Origin of the sequence: Streptomyces sp. NPDC021080 (genome assembly GCF_044333225.1) — a bacterium.
Lineage (GTDB): Bacteria > Actinomycetota > Actinomycetes > Streptomycetales > Streptomycetaceae > Streptomyces.
In genome coordinates, this window is record NZ_JBIRQM010000004.1 from 243,973 (window position 1) to 258,605 (window position 14,633).

General features: G+C 71.4%; 15 protein-coding genes and 2 tRNA genes. 2 read left to right on the forward strand and 15 right to left on the reverse strand.

All coding sequences use genetic code 11. The features are described 5' to 3' along the window. Positions 1 to 114 precede the first annotated feature (114 nt). From ACH4S8_RS11815 to ACH4S8_RS11860, 10 genes are all read right to left on the reverse strand, one after another. A tRNA-Ala gene (locus ACH4S8_RS11815) sits at positions 115 to 187 on the reverse strand. Between the two features lie 670 nt (positions 188 to 857). Further along, entirely contained in the window at positions 858 to 1,091 is a 234-nt protein-coding gene (locus ACH4S8_RS11820) for a hypothetical protein (RefSeq protein ID WP_037618755.1), read from the reverse strand. A gap of 3 nt (positions 1,092 to 1,094) precedes the next feature. Further along, positions 1,095 to 1,268: a hypothetical protein gene (locus ACH4S8_RS11825; protein WP_398392589.1), complete on the reverse strand. Its 174-nt coding sequence runs from the start codon at positions 1,266 to 1,268 to the stop codon at positions 1,095 to 1,097. Positions 1,269 to 1,730: 462 nt separating this feature from the next. Then, positions 1,731 to 1,803, reverse strand: a tRNA-Ala gene (locus ACH4S8_RS11830). 117 nt (positions 1,804 to 1,920) lie between these two features. Then, positions 1,921 to 2,607, reverse strand: coding sequence for a histidine phosphatase family protein (locus tag ACH4S8_RS11835; protein ID WP_398392591.1), 687 nt, complete (start codon positions 2,605 to 2,607; stop codon positions 1,921 to 1,923). Beyond that, positions 2,604 to 3,047: a ribosome silencing factor gene (gene rsfS / locus ACH4S8_RS11840; protein WP_398392593.1), complete on the reverse strand. Its 444-nt coding sequence runs from the start codon at positions 3,045 to 3,047 to the stop codon at positions 2,604 to 2,606. The genes ACH4S8_RS11835 and rsfS overlap by 4 nt, the downstream gene beginning before the upstream one ends. 126 nt (positions 3,048 to 3,173) lie before the next feature. Further along, positions 3,174 to 4,985, reverse strand: coding sequence for a LytR C-terminal domain-containing protein (locus ACH4S8_RS11845; protein ID WP_398392595.1), 1,812 nt, complete (start codon positions 4,983 to 4,985; stop codon positions 3,174 to 3,176). A gap of 17 nt (positions 4,986 to 5,002) precedes the next feature. Then, positions 5,003 to 5,569 (reverse strand): nicotinate-nucleotide adenylyltransferase, encoded by a 567-nt coding sequence (nadD, locus tag ACH4S8_RS11850; RefSeq protein ID WP_376451910.1) that lies wholly within the window; start codon positions 5,567 to 5,569, stop codon positions 5,003 to 5,005. A 233-nt stretch (positions 5,570 to 5,802) separates the two neighbouring features. Beyond that, positions 5,803 to 5,964, reverse strand: coding sequence for a hypothetical protein (locus tag ACH4S8_RS11855; RefSeq protein ID WP_037618764.1), 162 nt, complete (start codon positions 5,962 to 5,964; stop codon positions 5,803 to 5,805). A 176-nt stretch (positions 5,965 to 6,140) separates the two neighbouring features. After that, positions 6,141 to 6,332, reverse strand: coding sequence for a hypothetical protein (locus tag ACH4S8_RS11860; RefSeq protein WP_398393190.1), 192 nt, complete (start codon positions 6,330 to 6,332; stop codon positions 6,141 to 6,143). A 70-nt stretch (positions 6,333 to 6,402) separates the two neighbouring features. Between ACH4S8_RS11860 and ACH4S8_RS11865 the strand changes: the two genes are divergently transcribed. Further along, positions 6,403 to 7,542 carry a M48 family metallopeptidase gene (locus ACH4S8_RS11865; protein ID WP_398392598.1) on the forward strand — a complete coding sequence of 380 codons (1,140 nt, stop codon included), beginning with the start codon at positions 6,403 to 6,405 and terminating at the stop codon, positions 7,540 to 7,542. Positions 7,543 to 7,684: 142 nt separating this feature from the next. Here the strand turns inward: ACH4S8_RS11865 and ACH4S8_RS11870 are convergent, their stop codons facing one another. The 5 genes from ACH4S8_RS11870 to proB form a co-directional block, all read right to left on the reverse strand. Then, a complete protein-coding gene (locus ACH4S8_RS11870) occupies positions 7,685 to 8,752 on the reverse strand; it encodes a hypothetical protein (protein WP_398392600.1) in 1,068 nt (355 codons plus the stop codon). Positions 8,753 to 8,875: 123 nt separating this feature from the next. Further along, positions 8,876 to 9,490, reverse strand: coding sequence for a hypothetical protein (locus tag ACH4S8_RS11875; protein WP_398392602.1), 615 nt, complete (start codon positions 9,488 to 9,490; stop codon positions 8,876 to 8,878). A 242-nt stretch (positions 9,491 to 9,732) separates the two neighbouring features. Further along, complete coding sequence (locus tag ACH4S8_RS11880) at positions 9,733 to 11,019, reverse strand: glutamate-5-semialdehyde dehydrogenase (protein WP_398392604.1); 1,287 nt, start codon at positions 11,017 to 11,019, stop codon at positions 9,733 to 9,735. Positions 11,020 to 11,080: 61 nt separating this feature from the next. Beyond that, positions 11,081 to 11,548: a hypothetical protein gene (locus ACH4S8_RS11885; RefSeq protein WP_398392606.1), complete on the reverse strand. Its 468-nt coding sequence runs from the start codon at positions 11,546 to 11,548 to the stop codon at positions 11,081 to 11,083. Between the two features lie 282 nt (positions 11,549 to 11,830). Beyond that, positions 11,831 to 12,937 carry a glutamate 5-kinase gene (proB, locus tag ACH4S8_RS11890; RefSeq protein WP_398392608.1) on the reverse strand — a complete coding sequence of 369 codons (1,107 nt, stop codon included), beginning with the start codon at positions 12,935 to 12,937 and terminating at the stop codon, positions 11,831 to 11,833. A gap of 256 nt (positions 12,938 to 13,193) precedes the next feature. On the opposite strand from proB, the gene ACH4S8_RS11895 reads away from it, so the two are divergent. Continuing rightward, positions 13,194 to 14,594, forward strand: coding sequence for a polysaccharide pyruvyl transferase family protein (locus tag ACH4S8_RS11895; protein ID WP_398392610.1), 1,401 nt, complete (start codon positions 13,194 to 13,196; stop codon positions 14,592 to 14,594). Positions 14,595 to 14,633: the final 39 nt, after the last annotated feature.

Below are 14,633 nucleotides of genomic sequence, written 5' to 3' on the forward strand. Positions count from 1 at the left end.
ATGTTCCGCGCGGTGACCGGAGAGCCGTTCCGCGCAGCCGGAGAACCGTTCCGCGGAGTACGGGAAAACGAAGAAGCGGACCACCCTGATCGGGTGGCCCGCTTTCAACGTCTGTGGAGCTAAGGAGAATTGAACTCCTGACCTCCTGCATGCCATGCAGGCGCTCTACCAACTGAGCTATAGCCCCTCGTGGCCACGCGGCGAGACCGCGTTTTCACCGTGTCGCCCGGTTTCCCCGGCGGCGACGCCAACATTACACGGTCCCCCTGGTGAACCACCAAATCGTTTCCCGTCCGTACCGATTCGTGCCTCATGTCGCGTTCTTCGGGTCCTGCGGCGCACCGCGTCCGCCCCGATACGGCGGTTGGGCCGAACGGGGTACCGAAGGCGCGCGGTTCCCGGAGGTGCGGCGGGTTACTGGGGCCGGGAAGGCCGGAGCGGACGCCCCTGGGCCGTCACGGCGGCCCCTGGCGGGCTCCAGGGGCCCACGGCGGCTCACGGCGGCTCACGAGCGGCTCGCTGCGGCCCCGTCGGCCTTGAGGAGCGTTCCTGGGCGCGAAGGGCGCGCCGAGGCCGCTCGAGGGCGATGCGGCGTCCCGCTCACGCGTACGTGCCGTGGCGGCGGCCGGTGAGGCACGCGGGCGGACGGAACTGCGCCGCAACGGCACCGCATTGACATCGCCGGCCCGCGGCGGCCGGACGGCTGGACGGTTCCCCGGGCGGACGGCTCGCCGGGCGGGCAGCCCCGAGGCGGGAACGGTTTCCGTGCCGGGCGGGCACGACGGCCCCGGGACCGGAGGGCCCCGAAGCCGGAAAACCCCGGGGACGGCCCGTCCCCGGGGTCACACGGCCCCGGGTCAGGCCGTGGCGAACGAGTAGAACCGCTTGAGGGTGCAGTGCTCGTCGAGGAGCCGTGCGTAGATCGGCTCGCCCTCCAGTTCCCGGTACGTCTCGATCGGGTCGCCTTTTATGATCAGCGCCCGCGCGCATTCCTCGCACCAGTACTGGTAGTCGTGGTTGACCGGCTCCATGTCGCGGACGATCGGCGTACCACTGCCGCACCAATCGCATTTCCGCCTGTGTGCACCCATCAATCAGCTCCAGCTGTGGCCGCAGGCCGTGCACACGTAGGAGATTCCACCGTTGTCACCGAGAACCTGGGCAACGTGGACCGATCCGCAGGAAGGGCAGTCGAGGAGGGTGGCTTTCTCACTGTTCAATGCCACTTCGAGGAGATCGTGGACCTCCTCGAGGATGCTGGCAGGCATCGCTACTCCCTCCCGTCGGGCCGCGCCCCCTTCCGGCCGTTTGATTCTGCCACGGCCGGAGCAATACGGTCAGCGACGCCTGCGTACCAGTCCGGACACAGGCACCCAGCGCGGCTGTACAGAGCGGCGCGTACGAGCACGCCGGGAGCGCGTCCGCAAAGGTATACGCCCCAGGGACCCCAAGTGACTCAAGCGGATCCGAGAAGAGTGTGCCGAAGACCACGGCACCCACCGGTTCGAAGCGTGCGCGCGGCCCCTGACGGTGTGGCGGCCGGCTCCGGGGGTGCGTCCGGCGACGGTCCACCACGCGGCCCTCGGCGTTCGTCCGCCAACTGCGCCCGCTTCGGCGCGTTCTTCTCGGACGCGTCCCCAACTCGTGGACGGACGATGAAAGATCCCGCTCCCTGACGGGAACGGGATCTTTCTCCACTCTGTCCGACAACTCCGGAGAGGGTCGGTCTGTGGAGCTAAGGAGAATTGAACTCCTGACCTCCTGCATGCCATGCAGGCGCTCTACCAACTGAGCTATAGCCCCTTGCGTTCTTCCCGCCCTGCGGGCCGAACAAGAAGAACTTTAGCCTGCGACCAGCCGGAAAGTGAAATCCGGTCCCGCCGGGCCTGCGCGACCGGACGGAGAGCCGCCCGGCGCGCCTCAGTCGTCGTCGCCGAGGACGGGCTCGGGCAGCGTGCCGGCGTTGTGCTCCAGCAGCCGCCAGCCGCGGGCGCCCTCGCCGAGGACGGACCAGCAGCAGTTCGACAGACCGCCGAGGCTCTCCCAGTCCCGGGACTCCAGGCCGAGCAGACGGCCGATGGTGGTGCGGATCGTGCCTCCGTGGCTGACGACGACGAGGGTGCCGTCGTCGGGGAGCTTGTCCGCGTGCCGCAGCACCACGGGGGCGGCGCGGTCGGCGACCTCGGTCTCCAGCTCGCCCCCGCCGCGCCGCACCGGCTCACCGCGCTTCCACGCGGCGTACTGCTCGCCGTGGCGGGCGATGATCTCCTCGTGCGTCAGCCCCTGCCAGACGCCCGCGTAGGTCTCGCGCAGGCCTTCGTCGTGGGTGACGTCCAGGCCGGTCAGGCCGGCCAGCTCGGCGGCCGTGGCGGCGGCCCGCCGGAGGTCCGAGGCGACGATGGCGTCGGGCTTCAGGGAGGCGAGCAGCCGGGCGGCGCGCCGGGCCTGCCCGATGCCCGCCTCGGTCAGCTCGACGTCGGTCGAGCCCTGGAAGCGGCGGTCCACGTTCCAGGAGGTCTGGCCGTGCCGCCACAGGATGATGCGACGGCCCCGGCCCGGTTTCTCCTCGGGGGCCGCGCCCGCGGCCTCGCGGACCTCGGCGCTCACCGGAGCTCTCCCATGCCGGCGGAGTCCTCCTCGGCCTGGAACTTGGCGTGCTCGGCGGCCTTGCCCCGGGTCGCCTTGGCCTCTTCGGGCAGGTCCAGCTCCGGGCAGTCCTTCCACAGCCGCTCGAGGGCGTAGAAGACGCGCTCCTCGCTGTGCTGGACGTGCACCACGATGTCGACGTAGTCGAGCAGCACCCAGCGGGCCTCGCGGTCGCCCTCGCGGCGCACCGGCTTGGCGCCGAGCTCCTTGTTCAGGCGCTCCTCGATCTCGTCGACGATCGACTTGACCTGGCGGTCGTTGGGCGCGGACGCCAGCAGGAAGGCGTCGGTGATGGAGAGCACATCGCTGACGTCGTAGGCGATGATGTCGTGCGCGAGCTTGTCTGCGGCCGCCTGTGCGGCGGTCTGAATGAGCTCGATGGAGCGGTCCGTGGCGGTCACTACGCGGCTTTCCGTCGGCGGTCGGTTACGACTCAAGGGTCTCACGGACCGCCGAGGACACCCCACGCGTTTCTCCGGCCACGCCCCGGGGCCGGACCCCGGGGCGTGATGCCGGTCACTCGCGGGTCACCCCTTCGGGCTGCTGATGATCTTGTAGTCCTGGCCGAGGACTACGGACACGTCCGCGTTGCCGGCGGCCTTGCCCTTCGTCACCGCGCTGGTCGGCAGACCCAGGGTCTTGGCGACCTCGACGGCGTCCGCCTTCCTGGCGGCGTCGCCGTACGTGATCCGGGACACGCTCTGGACGGCGGCGGAGGTACCGGAGTCCAGGAACGTGTAGCCGCCGTTGACCAGGACGACACGGGCCTGGCTCGTGGCCGCCTTGAGGCCGGTGGCGTTCTCGATGCCGACGCGGACCGCCGAGCCGGCGTCGGGGCTCTTCGCCGTTCCGCCGAGGACGTCCTTGATCACGCTGCTGGAGGCGCTCGCGCTCAGGGTGCCGTCCTGCTGTACGGGCAGCAGCGCGGTCTTGTAGTCGCCGCCCTTGGCGAGGTCGGCGAGCTTGGCGAGGAAGGCGCCGAGGTCCTGGTCGGTCAGGGACGGGTCGAGGATCTGGGCCAGGGTCTGCACGGTGGTGGTCGCGGCCTGCTTGTCCGAGGACAGCTTGCGCATCACCCCTTGCATGACCTGTCCGAACCGGTCCAACTGGGCGTTCTGGGCCTCGCCGGGGGCGCGGTAGGTGGCGTAGGCGACGGCCATCTTGCCGCTGAGGGTCTGGTCCTCGCCCTTCTTGACGAGCGGGTCCTCGCCCTTCTTCTTGGCGGCGGGGTCGGGCACCGCGGTGTCGGTGGTGACCTCGATGTTGCCGACGAGTTCGACGAGGTTGTCGAGATAGGGGGTGTCGAGCCGCCAGGTGCCCTGGATGCTGGTGCCCAGCACGGTGTCGAGCGCGTCCCGCGTGCCGGAGGAGCCGTCGTCGTCGACGGACTTGGCGAGCGTGGTCGTCGAGCCGTCGTCGTCCGTCAGGGCGAGGGAGTTGGGCAGCAGGACGGTGGTGCCCTGCCGGGTGGTGGTGTTGTCGACGAGCAGGGCCGTGGAGGTGCCGCCGCCCTTGGTGTTGTGCAGATGGACGACGACCACGTCGCGCTTCTGCGCGGCGACGGGCGTCGTGGTCCCCGGCTTGGCGTCCGAGGCGGTGCCGGGAAGCCTGCCCGCGTACCAGAGGTAGCCCGCGCCGCCGACCACGACCAGGGCGACGACCACGACCAGGGCGACGACCCGGCTGCGGGCACGGCGCTTGGCCTCCTCGCGGCGCTCGGTGCGGTTCTCGGTGAACTTCAGCCAGTCGATGACGTCCTCGGACTCGGCTTCCTGGTCCTCCACGAAGGCGAACTGCTCGGTGCGGTAGTCCCGGTCGGCCCGGGGGGCGTCGTCCTCCGCCGGCCCGGCCTGCTGCGGGACACGGGCGGTCTGCTCGGCGACCCGGGGCTGCCGGCCGGTGCTCGCGGCGCCCGCCGTGTCGGCGCCGTGCCCGTAGCCGTCGTACGGCGCCTGGGTGGTACCGCTCCCGCCGGGCCGCGGCGCGGCGGTGCCGAACGGGTCGAAGGAGTCGTACGAGGAGACGGACGGCTGCTGACCGGTGTCGTAGGGCGACACAGGCTGCTGCTGGCCAGTGTCGTAAGGCGACACCGTCTGCTGCTGACCTGTGTCATAGGACGACACAGGCTGCTGGTGGCCCGTGTCGTAGGGCTGGACGGGTTCCTGACGGCCCGTCGCATAGGGGTCGTAGCCGTAGCCCTGCTGCTGCCGGGCGTCGTAGCCGTCGTACCCCTGGGCAGGCTGCTGCGGGACCTGCCGGTACACAGGCTGCCCGTACTCGTCGTAGCCGACGATCTCGTAGCTCTCGCCGCCCGCGTATCCGTCGTATCGGTCGTTCACCGGGTGCCCCTCTCGGCTCACTGGCCGCGGTACAGCTCACGCTTGTCGATGTAGCGCACCACACCGTCCGGCACCAGGTACCAGACGGGGTCGCCCTTGGCGACTCTCGCACGGCAGTCTGTGGACGAGATGGCGAGCGCGGGAACCTCGACCAGCGAGACACCGCCCTCCGGGAGCCCCGGGTCGGTCAGGGTGTGACCGGGCCGGGTGACCCCGATGAAATGCGCAAGGGAGAACAGTTCTTCCGTGTAGCGCCAGGTGAGGATCTGGCCGAGCGCGTCCGCGCCGGTGATGAAGAAGAGGTCCGCGTCGGGGTTGAGCGCACGCAGGTCGCGGAGCGTGTCCGTCGTGTAGGTCGGGCCGCCGCGGTCGATGTCGATCCGGCTCACCGAGAACTGGGGGTTCTCGGCGGTCGCGATGACCGTCATCAGATAGCGGTCCTCGGCCGGGGTGACCGTGCGGTCGGTCTTCTGCCACGGCTGCCCGGTCGGCACGAACACCACCTCGTCGAGGTGGAACTGCGCGGCGACCTCACTGGCCGCGACGAGGTGTCCGTGGTGGATCGGGTCGAAGGTGCCGCCCATGACGCCGAGCCGGCGCTTGCCCGGATTCGAGGGGCCGTTGCCGGGGCCGGTCGCCGGGCGCTTCGACGCACCGCCGGCCGCCGCGCCCGCGCCGCCCGTGGCGTCGCCGACGGCGCCGCTGCCGGTGTCATTCGCCGGACCGGTAGGCATGTCCTGCTCTCCCATGCGTGCAGACCCTACCGGCCCGGCCGAGGGGCTCCGGCCGACAGGGGCCCCGAGCGGGCCCTCGGGGCTCAGCGGTCGCGGTTGAAGCGCGTGGTGATCCACAGCAGCAGAAGCAGGATGAACAGGGCCCCGCCGCCGGTCAGGTACGGGCTGAGGCTCTCGTGGTTGCCGCCGTTCTCGCCCTCGGCGACGACGGTGGCCAACTGTGCGGCAGTGTGCTGGAAGCTCATCTCGGCAGGACCTATCCAGTGTGTGCGGGATAAAGATGTCGGCCCATCGTATGCGGGCGCCCACGCAGCGAACACGGCGACTCCGCCGTTGGGGACACCGGTCGCGGGACCGTCCCGCGGGCCCGCCCGCCCCGCCCCGGCCGGTCCGCTCACCGTGACCGCGTCGGCCGCGCCGCTCAGTCGTCGCGCTTGTAGCCGCGCAGCAGGAACCAGGCGGTCAGCACCACGCCGACGATCATGACGATCAGCACGACGCGGAGCAGATTGCCCGGACCCTGCTTGTCTGCCGCCGCTGCGGCCTCCGTGAGCCATGCGGCCGCGGGGATGTGCTCCATGTCGTACGACTCCTTCTCTGTACTGCCCGTCAACGGTATCTCCGCCTAGGCTGGGCACTGCCTTGGGGGCGCATGAGGCACTCAGACGCATGGGGGAACACATATGTCCGACGACGGCCACGAGCGGAACGGGCACGAGAAAGTGCCGAGCAGGCAGCGCAGGCGCTTCGCGGGGATCTCCTCGCGGGCCTACGAACACCCGGCGGACCGCTCGGCCCTGGTGGCCCTGCGCAAGCTCAGCGGTTTCGACACGGTCTTCAAGGCACTGAGCGGTCTGCTGCCCGAGCGCAGCCTGCGGCTGCTCTTCCTGTCCGACTCGGTGCGCGTCTCGGACGCCCAGTTCGCGCACCTCAACGACATGCTGCGGGACGCCTGTTACATCCTGGACCTGGAGAAGGTCCCGCCGATGTACGTGAACCAGGACCCGCAGCCGAACGCGATGTGCATCGGCCTGGACGATCCGATCATCGTGGTGACGACCGGACTCGTCGAACTGCTCGACGAGGAGGAGATGCGGTCGGTCATCGGCCACGAGGTCGGCCACGCGCTGTCCGGTCACGCCGTCTACCGCACGATCCTGCTGTTCCTCACCAACCTCGCCGTCCGGGTCGCCTGGATCCCGCTGGGGAACCTCGCGATCATGGCGATCGTGACCGCGCTGCGCGAGTGGTTCCGCAAGTCGGAACTGTCCGCCGACCGGGCCGGGCTGCTGGCCGGCCAGGACCTGCGGGCCTCGATGCGCGCCCTGATGAAGATCGCGGGCGGCAACCATCTGCACGAGATGAACGTGGACGCGTTCCTGGAGCAGGCCGAGGAGTACGAGTCGGCGGGCGACCTGCGCGACTCGGTGCTCAAGATCCTGAACGTGCTGCCGCGCACGCACCCCTTCACCGCGGTCCGCGCGGCGGAGCTGAAGAAGTGGGCCGAGTCCCGCGACTACCAGCGGATCATGGACGGCCACTACCCGCGGCGCGACGCGGACAAGGACACCTCCGTGTCGGACTCCTTCCGGCAGTCGGCGGCCAGCTACGCCGGCGACGTGAAGAACTCCAAGGACCCGCTGATGAAGCTGGTCAGCGACATCGCGGGCGGCGCGGGCGACCTCGGGGGCCGGGTACGGCGCGGCTTCGGGGGCTTCACGGGCGGCGCGCCCAAGGACGGCGCGGCCGACGGGGACACCGGTGCCGGACAGGCGCCGCGTGAGGACCGCTCCGGGGACGAGGACACCGACGGCCGGGACTGATCGCCCCGCCCGGTGCCGCCGCCGCTTCTTCCCGGCGGCGGCACCAGGCGGTCCCACCGCACGTCCGCGGCCCGGCTGCCCCGCCGCATCGCCCACGGCCCGGCTGCTCAGCTGCCCCGCTGCCCCGCTGCCCCGCTGCCCGCTAAACCTTCGGCTGCGCGCTCCTGGACAGCGAACCGCACACGGCGGTGGCGCTGCCGGTGGCGTACGGGTCGGTGCCGGCCGGGCCGCCCGCCTTGGCCTTCTCGCCCGCGAGCAGCGGCCGCAGCCGGCTCGCCGAGTCGTCCGAGCAGGCGAGCGGGCCGGCCTGGACGTAGGAGACCGCCAGCTCGGCCTGGTGCAGACGCAGGTCGTCGCGGTCGAAGCGGAAGGTCAGCTCGCGCCGGACGGTGAACAGGGAGGCCTTGGCCGGGGCGGTCGCGCCGGCCGGCTTCAGGGCGTAGACGAAGGTGTGGTCGGTGACGACCTCCAGGGTGTTCGCGTCGGTCTCCGCGGCCTGGAGGGTGCCCTGCACCCGGATCCTGTTGTCGGCGAGCTGCGTCCGGGTCGCGTCGAAGCGGATCAGCCAGCCGGTCGGGGCGTGCCGTCCGTCGGCGGCCGGGTGGTCGAAGCTCCGGTCGAACTGGTCGAGCTGCCGCGGGTCGAGCAGGATCCGTACGGGCCGGGTGGCGCCTCCGGTCAGGACGCTCGGGTCGAGGGAGGACTCGACGAGGTAGTCCCTGGCCGTGGTCAGGGCGATGCCGACCTGGCTGTCGGAGAAGTGCGCGGTGCGCCGGACGGCGGGCAGGGTGATGCCGTCGGCACCGGTGCGGAACTCGGCGGCGGGGCTGGCGGTGTACAGCCGGTCGGTGCTGGTGGAGCCGGGGACGGCGGTCTGCGGGGCGAGCGGGATCACCGTCATGCGCAGCGGTTCGGCCGCCCGGGCGGCGGAGCTCTGGTACGGGTGGCGTACGCCCATGTAGATCGCGGTGCCGAAGGCCATGGCTATCAGCAGGACGAGGATCAGTGCCTGCCGGGACAGCCCGCGCTGCAAAGGCGGGCGGCGGCGTACGGCCGGGCTGTGGTCGGCCATGCGTTCCCGGGCGGAGAACTCCTGGAGGCGGGCAGCCCGGACGAACGACTCGTCGAAGACGACGGATCGGTACTCGTCCTCGCCACCGGCGGGAGCACCCTCGGGTGTCCCCTCAGGTGGGTCTCCAGGCCCGCCCATACATTCAGAGTAGGTCTCCGGGGGCTCCGGTAAACGCTGTGGTGCGCGACAAGTTCTGACAGGTTCTCACCAGGACGGTCACGCTGTGCGACGGCCGACGGCGTCTCGGCGGGGTGAGGGGCCTCAGGGTGTCCGCGGCACCGCCGAGACCGTCGGCCGGGCGGGGCCGGCGGAGACGGTCGGGGCCGGGCCGGTGATCTTCTCCTGGCCCTGTTCGAGGCCGGAGGCGGCGGGTGAGGGGACCTGGTCCCGGCTGTCGGAGGACGCGCCGCGGTAGACCGCCGTGAAGGCGAGGGCGACCATGCCGATGCCCATGACGAGAGCGAGGAGCCAGGCGACGGGGCGGTGCCAGCGGGTCTGCTTGCCGTAGGGCCGGCCGTACACGCCCGGGAAGCCGTGGCGGCCCTCCAGGACATCGGCGTCGTCCAGGTCGTCCAGGTCGGGATCGTGGGCGAAGTCGCCGTGGCCGTCGGGGCCGAAGCCGTCCTCGTAGCGCTCGTCGTCGCCGCGGGCTCCGCGGGCGTGCGCCCGGCGCGCCTCGGCCTCGGAGGCCTCGGCACGGGCCTGGGCGGCCGCGAGCAGCCTTTCCACGGCGGTCGGTTCGTGGAACACCGCCGCCTTGACGAAGTCCTCGTCGAAGACCACGGAGGCGAACTCTTCGTCCGCGCCCCCGCGGTTGTGGTCGTCGTCGGGCTCCCAGCCGTCAGGGAACGGCGTGCCCCCCACGTCCTCCGGCACGGATCCAGAGTAGACCTGAGGGGTCAATTTGGGCAGACGGTACGGAAATTCATCCGCAGGACGGACAGCGCCTCGGTGGACCGCGGGCCGTGAACCGTCCGTCGCGCGCCCCGGCGCCCGGCACCGCGCCGCCCGCGCGCCCCGCACGGCTCGGCAACGGGCTCCAGGGGCCCCGGACGCCCGCGCGGGCCCGCCTCCGGGCGGGAAGGCGCCACGAGGACCCGCGCGCCCCTCCCGGCGCCTCAGCGGCGGATGTGGCCGTCGCCCGTGACGATGTACTTGGTGCTCGTCAGCTCGGGCAGTCCCATCGGACCGCGCGCGTGGAGCTTCTGCGTGGAGATGCCGATCTCGGCGCCGAAGCCGAACTGGCCGCCGTCGGTGAAGCGGGTCGAGGCGTTCACCGCGACCGTCGTGGAGTCGACCAGCTGGGTGAAGCGGCGGGCGGCCTGCTGCGAGGTGGTGACGATGGCCTCGGTGTGGCCGGAACTCCACAGCCGGATGTGCGACACGGCCTTGTCGAGCGAGTCGACGACGGCCGCCGCGATGTCGTAGGAGAGGTACTCGGTGTCCCAGTCCTCCGCCGTGGCCTCCACGACGGTGGCCTTGGAGTCCTCGGCGTAGGCGAGGACCCTCTCGTCGGCGTGCACGGTGACCCCGGCGTCCGCGAGGGCGTCCAGGGCGCGCGGCAGGAACGCGGCGGCGATGTCCTGGTGGACCAGGAGGGTCTCGGCGGCGTTGCAGACGCTGGGCCGCTGAGCCTTGGAGTTGATCAGGATGTCGACGGCCATGTCGAGGTCCGCCTGGGCGTCGACGTAGACGTGGCAGTTCCCGGTGCCGGTCTCGATGACCGGCACGGTGGACTCCTGGACGACCGTGCGGATCAGGGACGCGCCGCCGCGCGGGATGAGGACGTCGACCAGGCCGCGGGCGCGCATCAGCTCGCCGACCGATTCCCTGCCCTCGCCGGGCACGAGCTGGATCGCGTCGGCGGGCAGCCCCGCGCCGCCCACGGCGTCGCGCAGGACCCGGACCAGAGCCGTGTTCGACTCGTAGGCGGAGGACGAGCCGCGCAGCAGGACCGCGTTGCCCGACTTCAGGCACAGGGCGGCAGCGTCGACGGTCACGTTCGGGCGGGCCTCGTAGATGATGCCGACGACGCCGAGGGGGACGCGGACCTGGCGCAGGTCGATGCCGTTCGGGAGGGTCGAGCCGCGGACGACCTCGCCGACCGGGTCGGGCAGCGCCACGACGTCGCGGACGTCGGAGGCGATCGCGCGCACCCGCTCGGGCGTCAGCGTGAGCCGGTCGATGATGCTCTCGCTGGTCCCGGCCTCGCGGGCCTTGGCGATGTCCTTGGCGTTGGCGGCGACGATCTCGCTCGTACGGACTTCCAGCGCGTCCGCGATCGCGAGCAGCGCGTCGTCCTTCTCAACCCGCGGCAGCGGCGCCAGGTCGGCGGCGGCGGCCTTCGCGCGATAGGCGGCCTGGGCCACCGGGGACATGGAGTCGTACGGCGAGAGCGTGGTCATGGGGGAAGGGTAGTGCGCCCGGCGGGCCGCGTCGGCGGTCGTCCCATTCGGCGAGACAGGATCAAAAGGGATGAACGCCCACAGGTGTCGCGGGCAGCGGTCCGTATCCCTCGGCGATCCGCTGGTGGTACGTCTCGCGGTCGATGACCTCCAGGCCGACGATCTCCCAGGGCGGGAGTTTGGCGGTCTGGCGGTGCTCGCCCCACAGACGCAGCGCGACGGCCGCGGCGTCGTGCAGGTCGCGGGCCTCCTCCCAGTAGCGGATCTCCGCGTGGTCGCCCGCGTACCGGCTGGTCAGCAGGAAGGGGTGGTCGTGGGCGAGCTGTTCGAGACCGCGGCGCACCTCGGTCAGCGGGGCCTCGCCGCCCGACACGCTCAGCGTGACGTGCCACAGCCGGGGCTGGTCGGCGGGCCGTTCGCCTTCGTAGGTGTCGCCGGCCGCGACACTCGTCAGGGCCCGCTCCTCACCCACGGCACGGGAGGCGGGGCCACCGCGGGACGCCGCCGCCCCAGGGCGTACTCGTCTCACGACGGCCTCCTTTACCCGATGGTCGTACCGAATCCCTGACTCTCCCTGCCCCAAAGTTGAGCAGGTGAGAAGCCGCCGTGTGGCGGTTTTACGGAACGTCCACCGGTGGGGGCGGGGGATTCGGCCGTTTACGGGTGTACCGGACGGCCTGGTCCGGCGCACCGGACAGCCTGGTCGGCGATGCTCCTGGGGCGCCGGTTCCGACGCCGGGCCGATGGGGCCACCGTGACGTCCACCGGTCGGGACGCATGTCTCACGGACGCATGCGCCGGAACGCGCGTTCTACGGGTTCAGCAGGACGAGGTCGTCGCGGTGCACGACCTCGCGCTCGTAGGCGGGGCCCAGCTCGCGCGCCAGCTCCCGGGTGGAGCGGCCGATCAGCTGGGGAATCTCCTTGGCGTCGAAGTTCACCAGCCCCCGGGCGACGGCCCGGCCCGTGCCGTCGCGCAGCTCGACCGGGTCGCCCGCGGTGAACTCGCCCTCGACGCCCGCGATGCCCGCGGGCAGCAGCGAGGTGCGCCGTTCGACGACGGCGCGCACGGCACCGTCGTCGAGGGTGAGCGCGCCCTGCGGCGTGGAGGCGTGCTGGAGCCACAGCAGGCGGTCGGCCGACCGCCTGCCGGTGGCGTGGAAGAAGGTGCCGGTGTCCCGGCCCGCGAAGGCGTCGGCGGCGTGGACCGCGCTGGTCAGCACCACCGGGATGCCGGCCGCGGCGGCGATCCGGGCCGCCTCGACCTTGGTGACCATGCCGCCGGTGCCAACGCCCGCCTTGCCGGCGCTGCCGATCTCGACGTGGGCGAGGTCGGCGGGCTCGCGCACCTGGGCGATCCGCGAGGTGCCGGGCCTGCCGGGGTCGCCGTCGTAGACCCCGTCCACGTCGGAGAGCAGGATCAGCAGGTCGGCGCGGACGAGATGGGCGACGAGGGCGGCGAGGCGGTCGTTGTCGCCGAAGCGGATCTCGTCGGTGGCCACCGTGTCGTTCTCGTTGACGACCGGCAGGGCGCCCATCGCGAGGAGCTTGTCCAGGGTGCGCGAGGCGTTGCGGTGGTGGGCCCGCCGGCTGGTGTCGTCGGAGGTGAGGAGCACCTGTCCGACGCGGATGCCGTAGCGGGCGAAGGAGGCGGTGTAGCGGGCCATCAGCAGGCCCTGGCCGACGCTGGCGGCCGCCTGCTGGCGGGCGAGGTCCTTGGGACGGCGGCGCAGTCCGAGCGGAGCGAGACCCGCGGCGATGGCGCCGGAGGAGACGAGGACGATCTCCTTCTCGCCTCCGTCACGCGCCTTGGCGAGGACGTCCACGAGGGCGTCGACCCGGTCCGCGTCGAGGCCGCCGGAGGCGGTGGTGAGCGACGAGGAGCCCACCTTGACGACGATCCTGTGAGCCCGCGCCACAGCGTCCCTGTCGGCGTGCGTCCCGGTCTGCCTTGCCGCTGCCACCTGCGCTGTGTCCCCTCGCGTCGGTCCTGGTGCCCCGCCCCGCAATCTACGCGAAGAGGGAGCCTCCCGGCCCGCCGGTCCAGCAGGCGGACGGCGTCGCGTAGTTGCGTGATCACGAGTTGCTTACGCGAAAAAGGTTGTACTGGTTCCTCATGGGAATTAAAGGCACTGCAAAGTTAAGTTGAACAATGTGTCACCTACCGTGTCCCCCGTGAAGCGCATATTGCTGAGATCGGGCAAGAGCCCCTACGACGTCGTCCCCGTGGAAGAAGCCCTCCACCTGGACGTCTTCGCCACCAACTCGGGCAACCTCATCTTCAGCGACGCCGCGCACAAGATCCTCGAGACTCCGCGCACCGAGGTCGTCTCGAACGGCATCCGTACCGACGTGGCCGCCGCGGGCCGTATCAACGAGGAGTTCGACGCGTTCGTCGTCCCGTTGGCCAACGCGTTCCGGCCCTCGTTCGAGGCGCAGCTCAGACGACTGACGCGGCTCATAGGCAAGCTGAAGATCCCGGTGATCGTCCCGGGCATCGGCGCGCAGACCGGGCTGAGTTACAACCCGGCGCGGCTGAAGCCGATCGAGCCCGCCGTGCGGGAGTTCGTCTCCGCGGTGCTCGACCGCAGCGCGTCCATCGGGGTGCGCGGCGAGTTCACCGAGAAGTACCTGCGGGACATGGGCTTCAACGACGTCGAAGTCATCGGCTGCCCCTCCCTGTTCATGTACGGCGAGCGGCTGGACGTGCGCAAGCGCGCCGAGTCCCTCGGGCCCGGGTCCAGGATCGCGGTCAACGGTTCGCACAGCGCGATGCGGACGCAGGGCCTCGGTGCGGTCGTCCGCAACGCCCATGCGCGCTATCCGCAGCTGCGCTTCATCGGCCAGAACCTGAGCGACGCGCGGCAGCTGCACTGGCGTGACCTGTCGGACCCGAACGGCGCCGTGACCGAGATGCCCACGCATCCGGACCACCCGATGTTCCGGGAGGACAAGGTTCGCGTCTACATCGATCCCGTCACCTGGATCGACGATCTGCGCGACTTCGACTTCTCGTTCGGCTCCCGCATCCACGGGAACATCGCGGCGCTGCTGGCCGGCACGCCCGCGACGGTGCTGTGCGGCGACTCCCGCACGCTGGAGCTGTGCCGCTACTTCGACATCCCGCACCGGCCGATCACCAAGCTGCCCGCGGACCTCGACCCGGCGCAGCTCTACGCGGAGGCGGACTTCGGCGCGCTGACCCGCGGGCACCAAGAGCGCTTCGAGCGTTTCACGGGGTTCCTGACCCGCAACGGCCTGGAGAACACCTTCACGCACGGCGACGGGGGCGCGGCCCACGAGGAGCGCATCCGCTCCCTGGCCTTCCCGCCCGGTGTGCGGCCCTGGAACGACGCCGACATCGCCTCGCTCACCACGCGCTTCGGCTTCCTCCAGAGCCGCATCACCGAACTGTCCACGGAGAACGTCCGGTTGAAGCGGGAGCTGATCCGGTCGCCCAGGGCGCTGAAGCTCACCCCGGGGCCGACGGGAGCGCCCGGACGCTCGGTCTACCGGATGGCGCGGCGCGCGGTGGGCCGGCCGCTGCGCAAGGCGCTGCAGTCGGGCCGCCAGTAGAACGACGGACACCTCCCGGCGGCGGGTCCTTGCCACCGG

Coding starts and splice junctions, on each gene's coding strand:
- ACH4S8_RS11820 (WP_037618755.1), bottom strand. CDS start 1,091: ATGGGTGCACACAGGCGGAAATGCGATTGGTGCGGCAGTGGTACGCCG.
- ACH4S8_RS11880 (WP_398392604.1), bottom strand. CDS start 11,019: ATGACCACGCTCTCGCCGTACGACTCCATGTCCCCGGTGGCCCAGGCC.
- ACH4S8_RS11855 (WP_037618764.1), bottom strand. CDS start 5,964: ATGAGCTTCCAGCACACTGCCGCACAGTTGGCCACCGTCGTCGCCGAG.
- nadD (WP_376451910.1), bottom strand. CDS start 5,569: ATGGGCGGCACCTTCGACCCGATCCACCACGGACACCTCGTCGCGGCC.
- ACH4S8_RS11865 (WP_398392598.1), top strand. CDS start 6,403: ATGTCCGACGACGGCCACGAGCGGAACGGGCACGAGAAAGTGCCGAGC.
- ACH4S8_RS11825 (WP_398392589.1), bottom strand. CDS start 1,268: ATGCCTGCCAGCATCCTCGAGGAGGTCCACGATCTCCTCGAAGTGGCA.
- ACH4S8_RS11870 (WP_398392600.1), bottom strand. CDS start 8,752: ATGGGCGGGCCTGGAGACCCACCTGAGGGGACACCCGAGGGTGCTCCC.